We start from the raw sequence: 12,746 nt of genomic DNA, 5'->3' as shown, positions 1-12,746 counted from the left end.
CCGCGACTAGGTTGGGAGCACCCCCCTGACGTGTACAACAAGAGGAGCCGATCGTGAACGACACACCGGCGCAGTCCCTGACCGTCCGCGACAACCGGACGGGCCAGGAGTACGACATCCCGATCACCGACGGCACGATCAAGGCCGCGGATCTGGGGCAGATCAAGCCCGACGAGGACAGCCCCGGCCTGGCGACGTACGACCCCGGCTTCGTCAACACGGCCTCCTGCCGCTCCTCGGTCACCTACATCGACGGCGAGCAGGGCATCCTGGAGTACCGCGGCTACCCGATCGAGCAGCTGGCGGAGAACTCCAACTTCCTCGAGGTGGCCTACCTCCTCATCAACGGCGAGCTCCCCACCAAGGAGCAGTACGACGCCTGGGAGCACGAGATCACCTACCACACGTTCGTGCACGAGAACGTGAAGTCGTTCATGCAGGGGTTCCGCTACGACGCCCACCCGATGGGCATGCTGATGGCCTCGGTCGGCGCGCTGTCGACCTTCTACCCCGAGTCGAAGCTGATCCACGACGACGAGGTCCGGCACCTGCAGATCATCCGGATGATCGCCAAGATGCCGACCCTGGGCGCCTGGGCGTTCCGGCACGCGCAGGGCAAGCCCTACATCTACCCCGACAACGAGCTCAGCTACACCGCGAACTTCCTCTCGATGTTGTTCAAGATGAGCGAGCAGAAGTACGAGCCCGACGAGCGGCTGGTGCGGGCGCTGGACGTGCTGTTCATCCTGCACGCCGACCACGAGCAGAACGCCTCCACCAACGCGGTCCGCTCGGTCGGATCCACCCAGGTGGACCCCTACGCCGCGGTCTCCGCCGGCGTGGGCGCGCTGTTCGGCCCGCTGCACGGCGGCGCCAACGAGGCGGTGCTGAAGATGCTGCGCCGGATCGAGAAGAAGGAGAACATCCCCTCCTTCATCGAGGGCGTGAAGAACGGTGACGAGCGGCTGATGGGCTTCGGCCACCGGGTCTACAAGAACTACGACCCTCGGGCGAAGATCATCAAGAAGTCCGCCGAGGAGGTCTTCGAGGTCACCGGGACCAACCCGCTGCTGGACATCGCGCTGGAGCTGGAGAAGATCGCGCTGGAGGACGAGTACTTCGTCAAGCGCAAGCTCTACCCCAACGTCGACTTCTATTCCGGGCTGATCTACGAGGCCTTCCAGTTCCCGCCGGAGATGTTCACCGTGCTGTTCGCCATCGGCCGCACCCCCGGCTGGCTGGCGCAGTGGCTGGAGCTGGTGGAGGACAAGGACCAGAAGATCGCGCGGCCCAAGCAGATCTACACCGGCGAGCGCGGCCTGACCTTCACCCCGGCGACCGAGCGCTGGAGCTGACCGGCCCGTCGATGACCTACCCGACGGTGGTCTTCGACCTGGGCAACGTGCTGATCCGCTGGGATCCCCGCCCCGCCCTCGCGGCGGGTGTCGGGGACGCGGAGGCTGCGCGGTTGCTGGCTGCCGAGGACTTCGACTTCGCCGCGTGGAACGCCGCGCAGGACGCGGGGCGGACCTTCGCCGACGGCGTGGCGGAGGTGGCGCGCAGTCATCCGCACTGGGCGGAGCACGTGGCCGCTTACGGCCCGAACTTCGCCGCCTCCATCACCGGTGAGGTGGAGGACACGGTGAGGGTGCTGCGCGACCTGCACGGGGCCGGCGTACCCCTCGTCGCGCTGACCAACTGGGCCGCGGAGACGTTCCCGCACGCGCGGGAGCGCTTCGACTTCCTCGAGCTCTTCGACGACATCGTGGTCTCCGGGGAGGAGCGGGTGGCCAAGCCGGACCCGGCGATCTTCGAGATCCTGGCGCGGCGGGGCGGGCGGCCGCTGACCGAGTGCGTCTTCGTCGACGACTCCCCCGCCAACGTCGAGGCGGCCGCCGCGGCGGGGATGGACGCGATCCGGTTCACCGACACCGGGCACCTGCGGGGCGACCTGCGCGCCCGCGGCCTGCCCGTCTGAGGCTGGTCCCGGACTCTTCAGCGATCCCCAGCCGGGTCTCAGCGTGGTTTCAGGGTCGGTCGCCACAGTGGAGACATGTCCCAGTACGCAGGCCCCGAGACCACGCACGAGCTCCCCTACGGCCGTCCCGAGCCGGAGTCGCCCCGCAAGCAGCCGCGAGGCCGAGCCGCCCTCGCCGGCGTGCTGGCGATCTCCCTGCTGGCCGGCGGAGGAGCGGGTGTGGCGGGAGCCGCGGCCTGGGACAGCTGGCACTCGGACGGCCGAGGCTCCTCGGCCGGTGTGAGCAGCTCGAGTGCCCAGGGGACCCCGGCGTCGGTGGCTTCCGACGAGTCGGCCACCGGCGCCGGGGCGACCCCGTCAAGCCTGAACATCGAGGCGGTGGCCGCGGAGGTGCTGCCGTCGGTGGTCCGGATCGACGTCTCGGGGTCGCAGGGCACCGGGTCCGGCTCCGGCATCATCTTGAGCGAGGACGGCCGGATCCTCACCAACAACCACGTCATCTCCGGAGCCGACGGCGGCTCGATCCGGGTCTCCTTCAACGACGGCAGCCACGCCGACGCGACCGTGGTGGGCACCGACCCGCTCACCGATGTCGCCGTGATCCAGGCCGAGGGCGTGTCCGGGCTGACGCCGGCCGACATCGGCAAGTCCGCCGGGCTCAAGGTGGGCCAGCCCGTGGTCGCCGTGGGGTCGCCGTACGGACTGGACGCCACGGTCACCAGCGGCATCGTCAGCGCGCTGGACCGGCCGGTGAGCGTGGGCTCGGACGCCCAGGGCAACGTGACCGCTTACCCCGCGGTGCAGACCGACGCGGCGATCAACCCGGGCAACTCCGGCGGTCCGCTGGTTGACGGTCAGGGCCGGGTGATCGGGATCAACTCCTCGATCCGGTCCACCTCGAACATGACCGGGCAGGCCGGCTCGATCGGGCTCGGCTTCGCCATCCCGATCGACGAGGTGATGCCGATCGTGGACCAGATCGTCGCCGGTGAGACCCCGACGCATGCCCGGCTGGGTGTCACCGTCGGCGGCCAGGCCCCGGAGGGCGGGATGATGATGCCGGGCCAGCCCGGCCAGGAGCAGGCGACCGAGGCGCCGGAGGGCGCCCAGCTCCGCTCGGTCAGCGACGGCTCCGCCGCCGCCGAGGCGGGCCTGCGGGCCGGGGACGTCATCACCGCGGTCGACGACCGGCAGATCGCCGACTCCGAGGCGCTGATCGCGATCATCCGCTCCTACCGCCCCGACACCAAGGTGACCGTCACCTACACCCGCGATGGCCAGGAGCAGACCGCCAACGTCACCCTCGGCTCGGACGCGGGTACGACGGCCAGCTGACCGGAGCGACCCGGGGGGCGCCCGTACTTTCGCATCCCTGCGGTCCCGGGCTCCCCTCTGTTCGGGCGCCCACGCGAAGGCTTACGGGACTACCTCGGAGCCGCCCCGGCGACCCTTCTCAGCCAACAAACCGGCCCCCTGGACTCGCCGGGGCGGTTCACCCTCACGAGTCTCCGCATTCGTGAGACGACAACTGGAACTCATCGAACCCGGCCTGCACAACTTCCTCGGTTGAAGCGGGCTCCGTCTGCCAGTCATCGCCATCGAGTCTCAGGATGTCGCTCCCTTCGAGGTCCGTCGGGTCGGTGTAACCGGTCATGCACTCCAGGCACTCAACGATGATCGCGCCGTCGCTACGACGCGAGAACACGAGTTCTCCGTTCTGACAGATTCGGCAAGTTCCGACGGCCCTGATCATGTTCATCCCAAGGGGACCGGGTAGGCGGTGATCAGCTCGTTGGTCCCTTCACGAGTGATGATCTCGATAGTGCGGTGCGGGACTTCAACCATCTCCCATGCGTTCGCGCCCCCGGCGTATCAGACATTGCGGCCCATCGGGACGCGGTAGATGTCCACGCCTCCCTCGCTGATCGGGGCGACCCCGGAGCCTCCGCCCCTGCTTCCGCATCACTGCGACCCCGGACTCCCCCGTTCGACCGCCACACGAAGGATTCGAGATCCTCCGGAGCCGCTCCGGCGACCGCCTCGACCCAAACCAGCCGTCTCGAAGACTTGCAGGGGTTCACGAATCGCCCCGCCGGTACGACTCGTAGATCTCACCCGCTGGCCAGTCGTCTTGGTATACCTCCAACACTTGAGACGCGAGGGTTCGAGTGCGGAAATCCGCCCCCCGCAAGCGATGCGACTCGAGGGCTTCTCGAACCTCGGGCCAGCGCAGTCTACGCATGGTGAACTCGAGCGCCTCCACGGCTCCCCACAGCCAATCGGTTCCCAGACGCCTTAGCTCCGCGATCGCGACGGGGCGTGCGACTCGGCCCGACTCGAGCAGCGCAAGCAGGTCGAGGAGCAAGTGCTCGAACGTATCCACGCCAACCGAAAGCTCGGCCGCCCTAGCGATAGCGTCAAGCAGTTCGGTCAGTTCGGCATCCGGTGTCAGTTCGCTCATGGCACAACCTCCGAGTAGGCGCCAGGGCGGACAGTGAGGCCAGAGGCTCCGAACGCCTCCTCCGCTGCCGCCTGCGCACTGGACCCGAACGGCTTGTAGTGATCCGACGCGTTGTTGATTGTGCGCACCTCACCTCTGACCACGCGGAACTCACCGGCCGCGAGGACATAGCCGCCGTTCGCTAGGTCGATATGACCATAGCGACGGCTTGCGATGACCAGACGCCTTTCGGCGCCCACGGGGCCCTCATCAGCTATGCCCACAGCGCCCGCAACCCCCGATCCGAGTCATCGACTAATCTCGTCCGAACGGTCCAGCATCGCCAGAAGGTGCTCGGCAGCACGACTGACCTCGGTCCACCGACCTGGGTCGTTACTACCTAAGGCTCCGTCGAGCGCGCGACCCAATGAGCGCGCGTACGCGACCTCGGCGTCAAGGTAAAACGCACCGACCTGACGCTGAGGCTCATCGACGGCACCCGTGTCATCGAGCAGATCCAACACGCGATCCAGGGCCTCGGATCCAGATCCGTCGATGCCCAAGCGGGTGATCAGCCAGTCCGCGTTGGCGAGTAGCCGCAGCGCTTCCGCGACTTGCGTTCGCAGCCACGGGGTTGCGAGGTGCTTGTCAGAGCCCATTCCAGGACCCCCAGGTTTTCCACTCACGGCGATCGCCGGTCCCGGACCGACTGCACCGAGCAAGGCAGTGGTGATCGCCACAGCATCAACCATGAAACGCCTCATGCTCAAGGTCCTTCGAAGCCCTGCATGACCACGAGTGCCGCCCGCGCTGCATCGATGACGCCAGCCCATCGCGGGTCGCTAGTGTAGACCACGTCAGGGGCGTCTCCGAGATCCCGAATCATTGGCCCAAGGGACGCCTCAACGGCCCGCAAGGCAGGCACTTCGGATTCATGAATGACCTGAGAGACTGCCGTCTCGGGGTCGGGTAGCACCTGAGTGTCGTCGTAGAGGATGTGGACGTTCAGGTCCAGGTCGTCGTAATAGTCGACACCCGGTTCGTACCGTCCCCAAGTCGCAGATTGGTACTCGGGGTCGCTGAGCGCCCGAAGCGCTTCAATTACTTCGGCCCTCATACTCGGGAACTCGACACGGCTGCTCATGGTGCGTTCCATGATGACCACGAGAGCCAGTCGTCGAGCGGGATGTGTGCCTGTGGGTTCTGCTTGATGCTGCCGGTGATCGGCAGGCCGTCGGGTCCGAGCACATTGCCGCCGCTGCGGACGATGACGTGATCGACTTGCTGACTTGGATACAGCGACCCGGGGCTACCTTGATCGATTCGGACGCCGTTCGCCTTCGGCGCGGCAGGGTCGAACCACCGAGTCCCAACCTTCTTGCTGTTCGGGAGCCCTGGGCCCCAACTGCTGGGGAGCTTGTTGCGCGCATCTACGACTCGCTGACCCCACGGTCCAATGGGCAGGGCCAGTGGACCCGTGTCTGCGGCCTCCTTTGGTTCGGAGTCCCCACGCCGGTGCCCTGTTTGGGAGAGGAGCTTCTTCCCGAGCCCGGCGGGGCCGAGGCCTACGGCCAGGGATCCAGCGCATTGGGCGGCTGCCCAGCCGGTGCAGGATGCGATGGTGTTCTTGACGGTCTCGATCGGGTTCGTGGCGGCGTACCAGGCGTTGGCTCCCCGCTCCTTCATCCGGTCTCGGGCTTGTGCCGAGAAGGGAACCTTGACGGTATCGGCAGCGAATTTAGCCGCCGACTTGACCGTGTCCGTGGCGCCTTGGGTGAAACCCTCAATCGCTCGGTCTACCCCGCTTGGTCCATCGCCAGCCTGCGGGAATCTGCCGCGAGCCTGCCCCCACCCATCATCACTGGGCGGCTTGTAATACTCGGTGTTGTAACCGACCCCACCGCTCTCTGCCTTGTGCCCGTCGAGGTCGGCGTAAGTCAGCGGGTTGCCGCCGGTGAAGGTGTACCGGTTGGTGTTCCAGGGGTCGGTGCCGAGCTGGGCGTCGGGCAGGGCGCCGTTGTACATGTCCCGGGACAGGAACCGGTTGATCCCGGGCGCGTAGTTGCGGAACCCGGTGTCATAGTCCCCGGTCGCGGGATTCAACCGCTGCGCCTGGTACTGCAGCGGGTTGACCGGGTCATCGGGCAGCGACCCGTCGGCGTCGAGCTGGTCCTCCCCCGTGGTGGTCTTGGCCTCGGGGTTGCCATAGGCGGTGTACCCGTAGGTCGCCCGGGTCTCACCCTGGCCGTCGGTGTCCTTGAGGGCCCCACGCTCCCACGACCCATCGACCGTGCGGACAACGGCGTACGGCGACCCGCCCGATGTCGACGCACACGCACATCCCCCGCCGACACCTCCACTCGGTGCGGCACCAGCCGGCCAGGACGCCACCAACACCGACGTCACCGCCAGCACGAGAACCACGACCCGCACCAGGCCACGAAGCCTCCACGGCAGCTCAGTCACGCCCACACGCTCGGCCAAGCCGCGACCATGGGTGACATCAGCGTCGCGACTCACCCGCTCCGGCCGCCCCGCTCGTCCCAGTAGGGCTTGCGCAGGTCGCGCTTGAGGATCTTCCCGGTGGGGTTGCGCGGGAGCGCGTCCAGGACGTCGACCGACTTCGGCGCCTTGTAGTGGGCCAGGCGCTCGCGGGCGTAGTCGATCAGCTCGGACTCCGTGGCCGACGTGTCCGGCTTGAGCGAGAGGACCGCCTTCACCGACTCGCCCCACCGGTCGTCGGGGACGCCGATCACGGCGACCTCCGCCACGGCCGGGTGCTCGGCGAGCACCCGTTCGACCTCGGGTGAGTAGATGTTCTCCCCACCGGAGATGATCATGTCCTTGAGCCGGTCCTCGACGAAGACGTAGCCGTCGGCGTCCATCCGGCCGAGATCGCCGGTGCGGAACCAGCCGTCCTCGGTGACCACCTCCGCCGTGGCCTCCGGCTTGCCGAGGTAGCCCTTCATCAGCTGCGGCGTCCGCATCCAGATCTCTCCGGGCTCGCCGGTCGGCACGTCCTCGCCGCTCCCCGGGTCGACGATCCGCACCTCGCACTCCGGCAGCGCCCTCCCGGCGCTGAGCAGCCGCTCGGGGTGCCCGTCGGCCTCCGCGGTCCGGTGGTCCTCGGCCAGCAGGTTCGTCGCGACGCCGGCCACCTCGGTCAGCCCGTAGACCTGGATGAAGTCCGTGTCCGGCCACGCCTTCATCGCCGCCCGCAGCAGTGGCGGCGGCATCGGGGCGGCGCCGTACGTATAGGTGCGCAGCCGCCCGAACAGCGCGACCCCCTGCTCCCCCGACTGCAGCACCTGCGCGAGCACCGCGGGCACCAGGAACGTCCGGTTGGCGCCGGCGATGATCGCGCCCGCCAGCTGGTCGCCGTCGGCGTCGCGGGTCATGTACGACGGGATGCCGTCGTGGATGGAGAACAGCACGTAGGAGCTGCCGCCGACGTGGAACAGCGGCATCGAGACCATCGACTTGTCGCCGGGCTCGAACTCCCAGCCGTGGTGCGCGTTGCGGGTGTGGGCCAGCATGTTGCGGTGGCTGAGCATGACGCCCTTGGGATAGCCGGTCGTGCCGCTGGAGTACATCACCAGCACAGTGTCCTCGGGGTCGACCTCCGCCGGCCGCTCCATCGGCGTCGCCGCGGCCAGGCGGGACTCGTAGTCGTCGCCCTCCCCGCCCTCGGGCGTGACCTCGATGATGTGCTCGACGTTCGTCAGCCTGTCCCGCACCTTCTCGATCTGCGGCAGCAGCTCGGTGCCGACGATGAGCACCTTCGCCCCGGAGTCGTTCACGGCGTAGTCGATCTCGTCCGCCGCCAGCCGGAAGTTGATGATCGCGTTGGCCGCCCCCAGCGACCCGGCCGCCATCGTGGTCTCCACGCAGGCCACGTGGTTCTTGTCCAGGAAGGCCACCACGTCGCCGCGCCCGACGCCGAGCTCGGCCAGCACCCCGGCCAGCCGGCGGATGCGGTCGTCCCACTCCGCCCACGTGAACGTACGGGACAGGTAGGTCACCGCCTCCGCATCGGGCGTCTCGCGCGCCCAGTGGGCGGGGAGGTCGTCGAGGAAACGGGGGTCGGAGGGAGGCGCCGGGAGAGTCATGGGCAGAGGCTTCCATGTGGCCCCGGTCACGACAAGGGCCTCACCGGGCTCGCTGGACGCGCCCCTCGTCCCAGACCGGTACGTCGGACTCATAGACCCCGCCGTCGGCGCCGAAGACCAGGAACCGGTCGAAGTCCCGGGCGAACCAGCGGTCGTGGGTCACCGCGAGCACGGTCCCCTCGAACGCCTCGAGCCCGGCCTCGAGCGCCTCCGCGGACTGCACGTCCAGGTTGTCGGTCGGCTCGTCCAGCAGGAGCAGGGTCGCGCCGGAGAGCTCCAGCAACAGGATCTGGAAGCGCGCCTGCTGGCCGCCGGAGAGGTTCTCGAACCGCTGCTCCCCCGCGACCGCGAGCTCGTATCGGTCCAGCACCCGGCTCGCCTGCTCCCGGCCCATCCCGTCGCGGTGCTCGTCCCCGCGGTGCAGGATCTCCAGCAGGGTGCGCCCCACCAGCTCGGGATGGTCGTGGGTCTGCACGAACCAGCCCGGCCGCACGCGCGCACCCAGCCGCGCCACCCCGGTGTGCTCCACCGGGCCCGCCTCGTCCCCGGCCAACAGCCGCAGGAAGTGGCTCTTCCCGGAGCCGTTCGAGCCGAGGATCGCCACGCGCTCGCCGTACCAGACCTCGAGGTGGAAGGACCGCATCAGCCCGGTCAGCTCCAGCCCCTCGCAGATCACCGCGCGCTTGCCGGTGCGGCCGCCGCGCAGCCGCATCGAGACCTGCTGCTCGCGCGGCTGCTCGGTCGGCGGGCCGGCGTCCTCGAACCGCCGCAGCCGGGTCTGCGCCGCCCGGTAGCGGCTGGCCATGTCGGAGTTGTAGGCCGCCTTCTGCTTGTACATCAGCATCTGGGCGCGCAGCTTCGCGTGCTCCTCGTCCCAGCGGCGGCGCAGCTCCTCGAAGCGGGCGAACCGGTCGCGCCTCGCCTCGTGGTACGACGCGAACCCGCCGGGATGCGTCCACACCCGGTTGCCCGCGCCGCCCAGCTCGACCGTGACGATCCGGGTGGCGGTGTTGTTGAGCAGCTCGCGGTCGTGGGAGATGAACAGGATGGTCTTGGCCGACTCGCGGATCCGGCGCTCCAGCCACATCTTGCCCGGCACATCGAGGTAGTTGTCCGGCTCGTCGAGCAGCAGCACCTCGTCCGGCCCGGCGAGGAGGTACTCCAGCACCAGCCGCTTCTGCTCCCCGCCGCTGAGCGTGTCCAGCGAGCGGTGCCGCGCCCGGTCGAAGGGCACCCCCATCGCCGCGGTGGTGCACACGTCCCACGTGACCTCGAAGTCGTAGCCCCCGGCGTCGGCGTACTCCGCCAGCGCGGTCGCGTAGGACATCTGGGTCGCCTCGTCGTCGGTGTCCATCAGCAGCAGCTCGACCCGGTCCACCTCGGCCGCGGCGCGTCGTACCCGCGGCGGGGCGACCGAGAGCAGCAGGTCGTGCACGGTCTCCCCCGGCGCGCCGTGCCCGACGAACTGCCGCATCACCCCGAGCCCGCCGCTGCGGGTGACCGCGCCGGCGTGCGGGGCCAGGTCGCCGGTGACGATCCGCAGCAGCGTCGTCTTGCCCGCCCCGTTGGCCCCGACCAGCGCCACCTTGGCGCCGTCGCCGACCCGGAACGACACCTCGTCGAGCAGCACCCGCCCGTCGGGCAGGTCGAACCGCACCCCGGCAACATCCACATGACCCACGGGCGAGCATTCTCCCCGCCGCCGCCCTCGCCCGCATCCGGGTTTCCGCGCGAGCAACTCCACCAATGGGCGCTCTCCCATCCCGTTCCAGCAGGAGTACGGCGGTCAAGGGCCGCCATTGGTGGAGTTGCTCACGCCGCGGCGGGCTCGGCCGCCAGGGCCGCGAGCACGCTGCGGACGTAGGCCGGCGAGAGCATCACCTGCTCCCAGGTGAAGCGGAAGACCCGCCACCCCGCGAGGGTCAGCGCGTTGTAGCGGACGCAGTCGCGAGCGTGGGCCTCGCGGGAGGTGTGGAAGGTGAAGGAGTCCGCCTCAAAGACGCGACGCCCGTCTCGGTCGACCAGGTCGGGGTGGAAGGTCCAGCCGGGCACCTTCACCTCCCCCTGAGGCTCCACCTCGATCGCGGCCTCCAGGGCCAGCGCCCGCAGCACCGACTCGAAGGGGTTGGCCGCGCGACCGTCGGCGGCCAGGGCGACCCGGCGCACCTGACGGGAGCCGGGGCCTCGCAGTGCCGCAGCCGCCTCCGCCAGCTCTACGCGTCCGACCGCGTCGGCCCGGAGCGCCGAGTCCGCGACGGCGAGCGCCTCGTCGAAGGGGAGTCGGCGGGCGCAGTCCAGGACCGTGCGCAGCGGAGCCGTGCGCCCGTCGACCACCTGCTCGGGCGGCAGGTCGGACCAGGCGAGGTGCAGGCCGGAGGCTGCCACCGTGTGCCCCCGCGGCACGGTCAGCCAGGTGCGCTCCGTCGGCCACTTCACCGCCCACCCGTGCAGCACCGCCGCGCTGAGATGCGACACGGTCCCGCCCACCCGTACGGCGTCGCCACGGGAGCGCTCCTCCGGCTCGGTCAGGAGGTAGTAGCCGCGCCGAGCCCGCCGGATGTCACCGCTCCGGACAGCGGCATCCAGCCGCCGCCGCGTCACCAGCTCGAGCAGCGGACCCGTGGCGGCGGCGCCCCCGAGCCGCTCCAGCGCCGCCACTGCCTCCATGCCCGACATGCTGCCGGGATCGAAGCGCTCCCGCTGGGCTCATCCACAGGCGCTCAGGCGCGGCGCGTCTCCAGCACCCGGAAGCCCTTGGCCGAGGCGAGCCGGGTGGTGGGGTACCCCTGCTCCCCCAGCCACCGCTGCAGCGAGTCCGCGCCCAGGTTCTTGCCGACCACGCTGACCATCCGCCCCTCCGGGGCGAGCCGCGGCAGCCAGGTGAGCAGCAGCTCGTGCAGCGCCTCCTTGCCGATCCGGATCGGCGGGTTGGTCCAGATCTCGTCGAAGACCTGGTCGCTGGGAACCTGCTCGGCGCGGCAGGCGATGAACTTGCCCGACAGCCCGAGGGCCTTCGCGTTCTCGTTCGCGAGCAGGATCGCCCGGTCGTTGACGTCGACGCCGATCACCGAGGAGAGGGGTACGGCGGCCGCGATGGCCAGCCCGATCACGCCGTACCCGCACCCCAGGTCCAGGAACCGGCCCTGCACCGGGGACTCGGTCTCTCGGAAGAGCACGGCGGTGGCGTGGTCGAGGTGCCCGCGGCTGAAGACGCCCGGCCCGCTGGCCAGCGGCAGCTCGTGCCCCCAGACCTCCGCGGTGAAGGGCTCCCGGTCGAAGGGCTCCTCGGAGCCCGCGCTGAAGTAGTGGTCGCTCACGTCTCCTCCTCCGGCAGGGTGCGGACCACGCGGGCCCGCTCGGCCTGGGCCGCCAGCGCCCCGTCGGGCGGGTAGCGGACCTCCTCCAGCACCAGCCCGTGGGGAGGGACGACGACCACCGCGGGGTCGCGACGAGCGGCCGCGAGCACCTCAGCGGCCCAGGCGACCGGGCGCCGCCCCTCCCCCACGGCGATCGAGCAGCCCACCAGCGAGCGCACCATGGAGTGGCAGAACGCGTCGGCCCGCACGGTCGCCACCACGAGCCCGTCGCGGCGCTCCCAGCCGAAGTCCAGCAGCGTCCGCACGGTCGTCGCACCCTCGCGGCGCTTGCAGAACGAGGCGAAGTCGTGCTCTCCGGTGAGGCTCCGCGCGGCGGCGTCCATGGCCGCGACGTCCAGCGGCCGGCGCCAGGCCAGCACGTGCCCGCGCTCCAGCGGGTCCACGGCCGCGGGGTCGTCGGCGATCCGGTAGGCGTAGCGGCGCCACAGCGCACCGAAGCGAGCGTCGAAGCCCTCGGGCGCCTCGACCGCGCGGTGCACCCGCACGTCCTCGGGCAGGAGCCCGCCGAGGCGCCGTACCAATGCCTCCAGCGGCGGGTCGGTCGACCGCCCCGCCGACGCGGTCACCACCCCAGGGTCCACGTCGAGATGCACGACCTGGCCGCGGGCGTGGACCCCGGTGTCGGTGCGGCCCGCGACGGTCAGCGCGACCTCCGGCACCCGCAGCGCGGTCGCCAGCGCGGCCTCCACGGTGCCCTGCACGGTCCGCAGCCCCGGCTGGGTGGCCCAGCCGTGGAAGTGCGTCCCGTCGTAGGACAGGTCGAGCCGGATGCGCACCCGGCGATCCTACGCACGCCCGGGGGTGAGACGCTCAGCTGCCGGTTGACGCGCGGGGGATCATGG

13 protein-coding genes are annotated in these 12,746 nt (G+C 70.0%); 3 read left to right on the top strand and 10 right to left on the bottom strand.

Going from position 1 to position 12,746, the window contains the following annotated elements; translation table 11 throughout:
• The first annotated feature begins 53 nt into the window (after positions 1-53).
• The 3 genes from K8W59_RS05390 (at position 54) to K8W59_RS05380 (ending at position 3,313) form a co-directional block, all read left to right on the top strand.
• On the top strand, positions 54-1,355 hold the full coding sequence (locus K8W59_RS05390; RefSeq protein WP_223397791.1) for a citrate synthase: 1,302 nt from the start codon (positions 54-56) through the stop codon (positions 1,353-1,355).
• A gap of 11 nt (positions 1,356-1,366) precedes the next feature.
• Positions 1,367-1,978: an HAD family hydrolase gene (locus K8W59_RS05385; RefSeq protein ID WP_223397790.1), complete on the top strand. Its 612-nt coding sequence runs from the start codon at positions 1,367-1,369 to the stop codon at positions 1,976-1,978.
• Positions 1,979-2,053: 75 nt separating this feature from the next.
• Complete coding sequence (locus K8W59_RS05380) at positions 2,054-3,313, top strand: S1C family serine protease (RefSeq protein WP_223397789.1); 1,260 nt, start codon at positions 2,054-2,056, stop codon at positions 3,311-3,313.
• A 163-nt stretch (positions 3,314-3,476) separates the two neighbouring features.
• On the opposite strand, the gene K8W59_RS05375 is transcribed toward K8W59_RS05380, so the two are convergent.
• The 10 genes from K8W59_RS05375 to truA form a co-directional block, all read right to left on the bottom strand.
• Complete coding sequence (locus K8W59_RS05375; RefSeq protein ID WP_223397788.1) at positions 3,477-3,632, bottom strand: hypothetical protein; 156 nt, start codon at positions 3,630-3,632, stop codon at positions 3,477-3,479.
• A 423-nt stretch (positions 3,633-4,055) separates the two neighbouring features.
• Positions 4,056-4,439 (bottom strand): hypothetical protein, encoded by a 384-nt coding sequence (locus K8W59_RS05370; protein ID WP_223397786.1) that lies wholly within the window; start codon positions 4,437-4,439, stop codon positions 4,056-4,058.
• 287 nt (positions 4,440-4,726) lie between these two features.
• Positions 4,727-5,182, bottom strand: coding sequence for a hypothetical protein (locus tag K8W59_RS05365; RefSeq protein WP_223397785.1), 456 nt, complete (start codon positions 5,180-5,182; stop codon positions 4,727-4,729).
• 2 nt (positions 5,183-5,184) lie between these two features.
• A complete protein-coding gene (locus tag K8W59_RS05360) occupies positions 5,185-5,574 on the bottom strand; it encodes an SCO4402 family protein (RefSeq protein ID WP_223397784.1) in 390 nt (129 codons plus the stop codon).
• Positions 5,559-6,884: an RHS repeat-associated core domain-containing protein gene (locus tag K8W59_RS05355; protein WP_223397783.1), complete on the bottom strand. Its 1,326-nt coding sequence runs from the start codon at positions 6,882-6,884 to the stop codon at positions 5,559-5,561. Before K8W59_RS05355 ends, K8W59_RS05360 begins: the two co-directional genes overlap by 16 nt.
• 50 nt (positions 6,885-6,934) lie before the next feature.
• Positions 6,935-8,527: a long-chain-fatty-acid--CoA ligase gene (locus K8W59_RS05350; protein ID WP_223397782.1), complete on the bottom strand. Its 1,593-nt coding sequence runs from the start codon at positions 8,525-8,527 to the stop codon at positions 6,935-6,937.
• 40 nt (positions 8,528-8,567) lie between these two features.
• Complete coding sequence (locus K8W59_RS05345; RefSeq protein ID WP_223397780.1) at positions 8,568-10,208, bottom strand: ABC-F family ATP-binding cassette domain-containing protein; 1,641 nt, start codon at positions 10,206-10,208, stop codon at positions 8,568-8,570.
• A 131-nt stretch (positions 10,209-10,339) separates the two neighbouring features.
• A complete protein-coding gene (locus K8W59_RS05340) occupies positions 10,340-11,194 on the bottom strand; it encodes a hypothetical protein (RefSeq protein ID WP_223397777.1) in 855 nt (284 codons plus the stop codon).
• 53 nt (positions 11,195-11,247) lie between these two features.
• Positions 11,248-11,844: a class I SAM-dependent methyltransferase gene (locus tag K8W59_RS05335; RefSeq protein WP_223397774.1), complete on the bottom strand. Its 597-nt coding sequence runs from the start codon at positions 11,842-11,844 to the stop codon at positions 11,248-11,250.
• Positions 11,841-12,680, bottom strand: a complete 840-nt coding sequence (gene truA, locus K8W59_RS05330) for a tRNA pseudouridine(38-40) synthase TruA (RefSeq protein ID WP_223397772.1) — start codon at positions 12,678-12,680, stop codon at positions 11,841-11,843. Before truA ends, K8W59_RS05335 begins: the two co-directional genes overlap by 4 nt.
• Positions 12,681-12,746 lie beyond the last annotated feature (66 nt).

Source organism: Nocardioides rotundus (genome assembly GCF_019931675.1).
GTDB lineage: Bacteria > Actinomycetota > Actinomycetes > Propionibacteriales > Nocardioidaceae > Nocardioides > Nocardioides rotundus.
The sequence above is the reverse complement of the archived record's forward strand: the minus strand, read 5'-3'. Positions and strand labels throughout refer to the sequence as shown.

Bases quoted from the DNA above. Each gene is read 5' to 3' on its own strand.
- K8W59_RS05380 (WP_223397789.1), top strand. From the start codon at position 2,054: ATGTCCCAGTACGCAGGCCCCGAGACCACGCACGAGCTCCCCTACGGC.
- K8W59_RS05365 (WP_223397785.1), bottom strand. From the start codon at position 5,182: ATGAGGCGTTTCATGGTTGATGCTGTGGCGATCACCACTGCCTTGCTC.
- K8W59_RS05340 (WP_223397777.1), bottom strand. From the start codon at position 11,194: ATGGAGGCAGTGGCGGCGCTGGAGCGGCTCGGGGGCGCCGCCGCCACG.
- K8W59_RS05385 (WP_223397790.1), top strand. From the start codon at position 1,367: ATGACCTACCCGACGGTGGTCTTCGACCTGGGCAACGTGCTGATCCGC.
- K8W59_RS05370 (WP_223397786.1), bottom strand. From the start codon at position 4,439: ATGAGCGAACTGACACCGGATGCCGAACTGACCGAACTGCTTGACGCT.
- K8W59_RS05360 (WP_223397784.1), bottom strand. From the start codon at position 5,574: ATGGAACGCACCATGAGCAGCCGTGTCGAGTTCCCGAGTATGAGGGCC.
- K8W59_RS05375 (WP_223397788.1), bottom strand. From the start codon at position 3,632: ATGACCGGTTACACCGACCCGACGGACCTCGAAGGGAGCGACATCCTG.
- K8W59_RS05350 (WP_223397782.1), bottom strand. From the start codon at position 8,527: ATGACTCTCCCGGCGCCTCCCTCCGACCCCCGTTTCCTCGACGACCTC.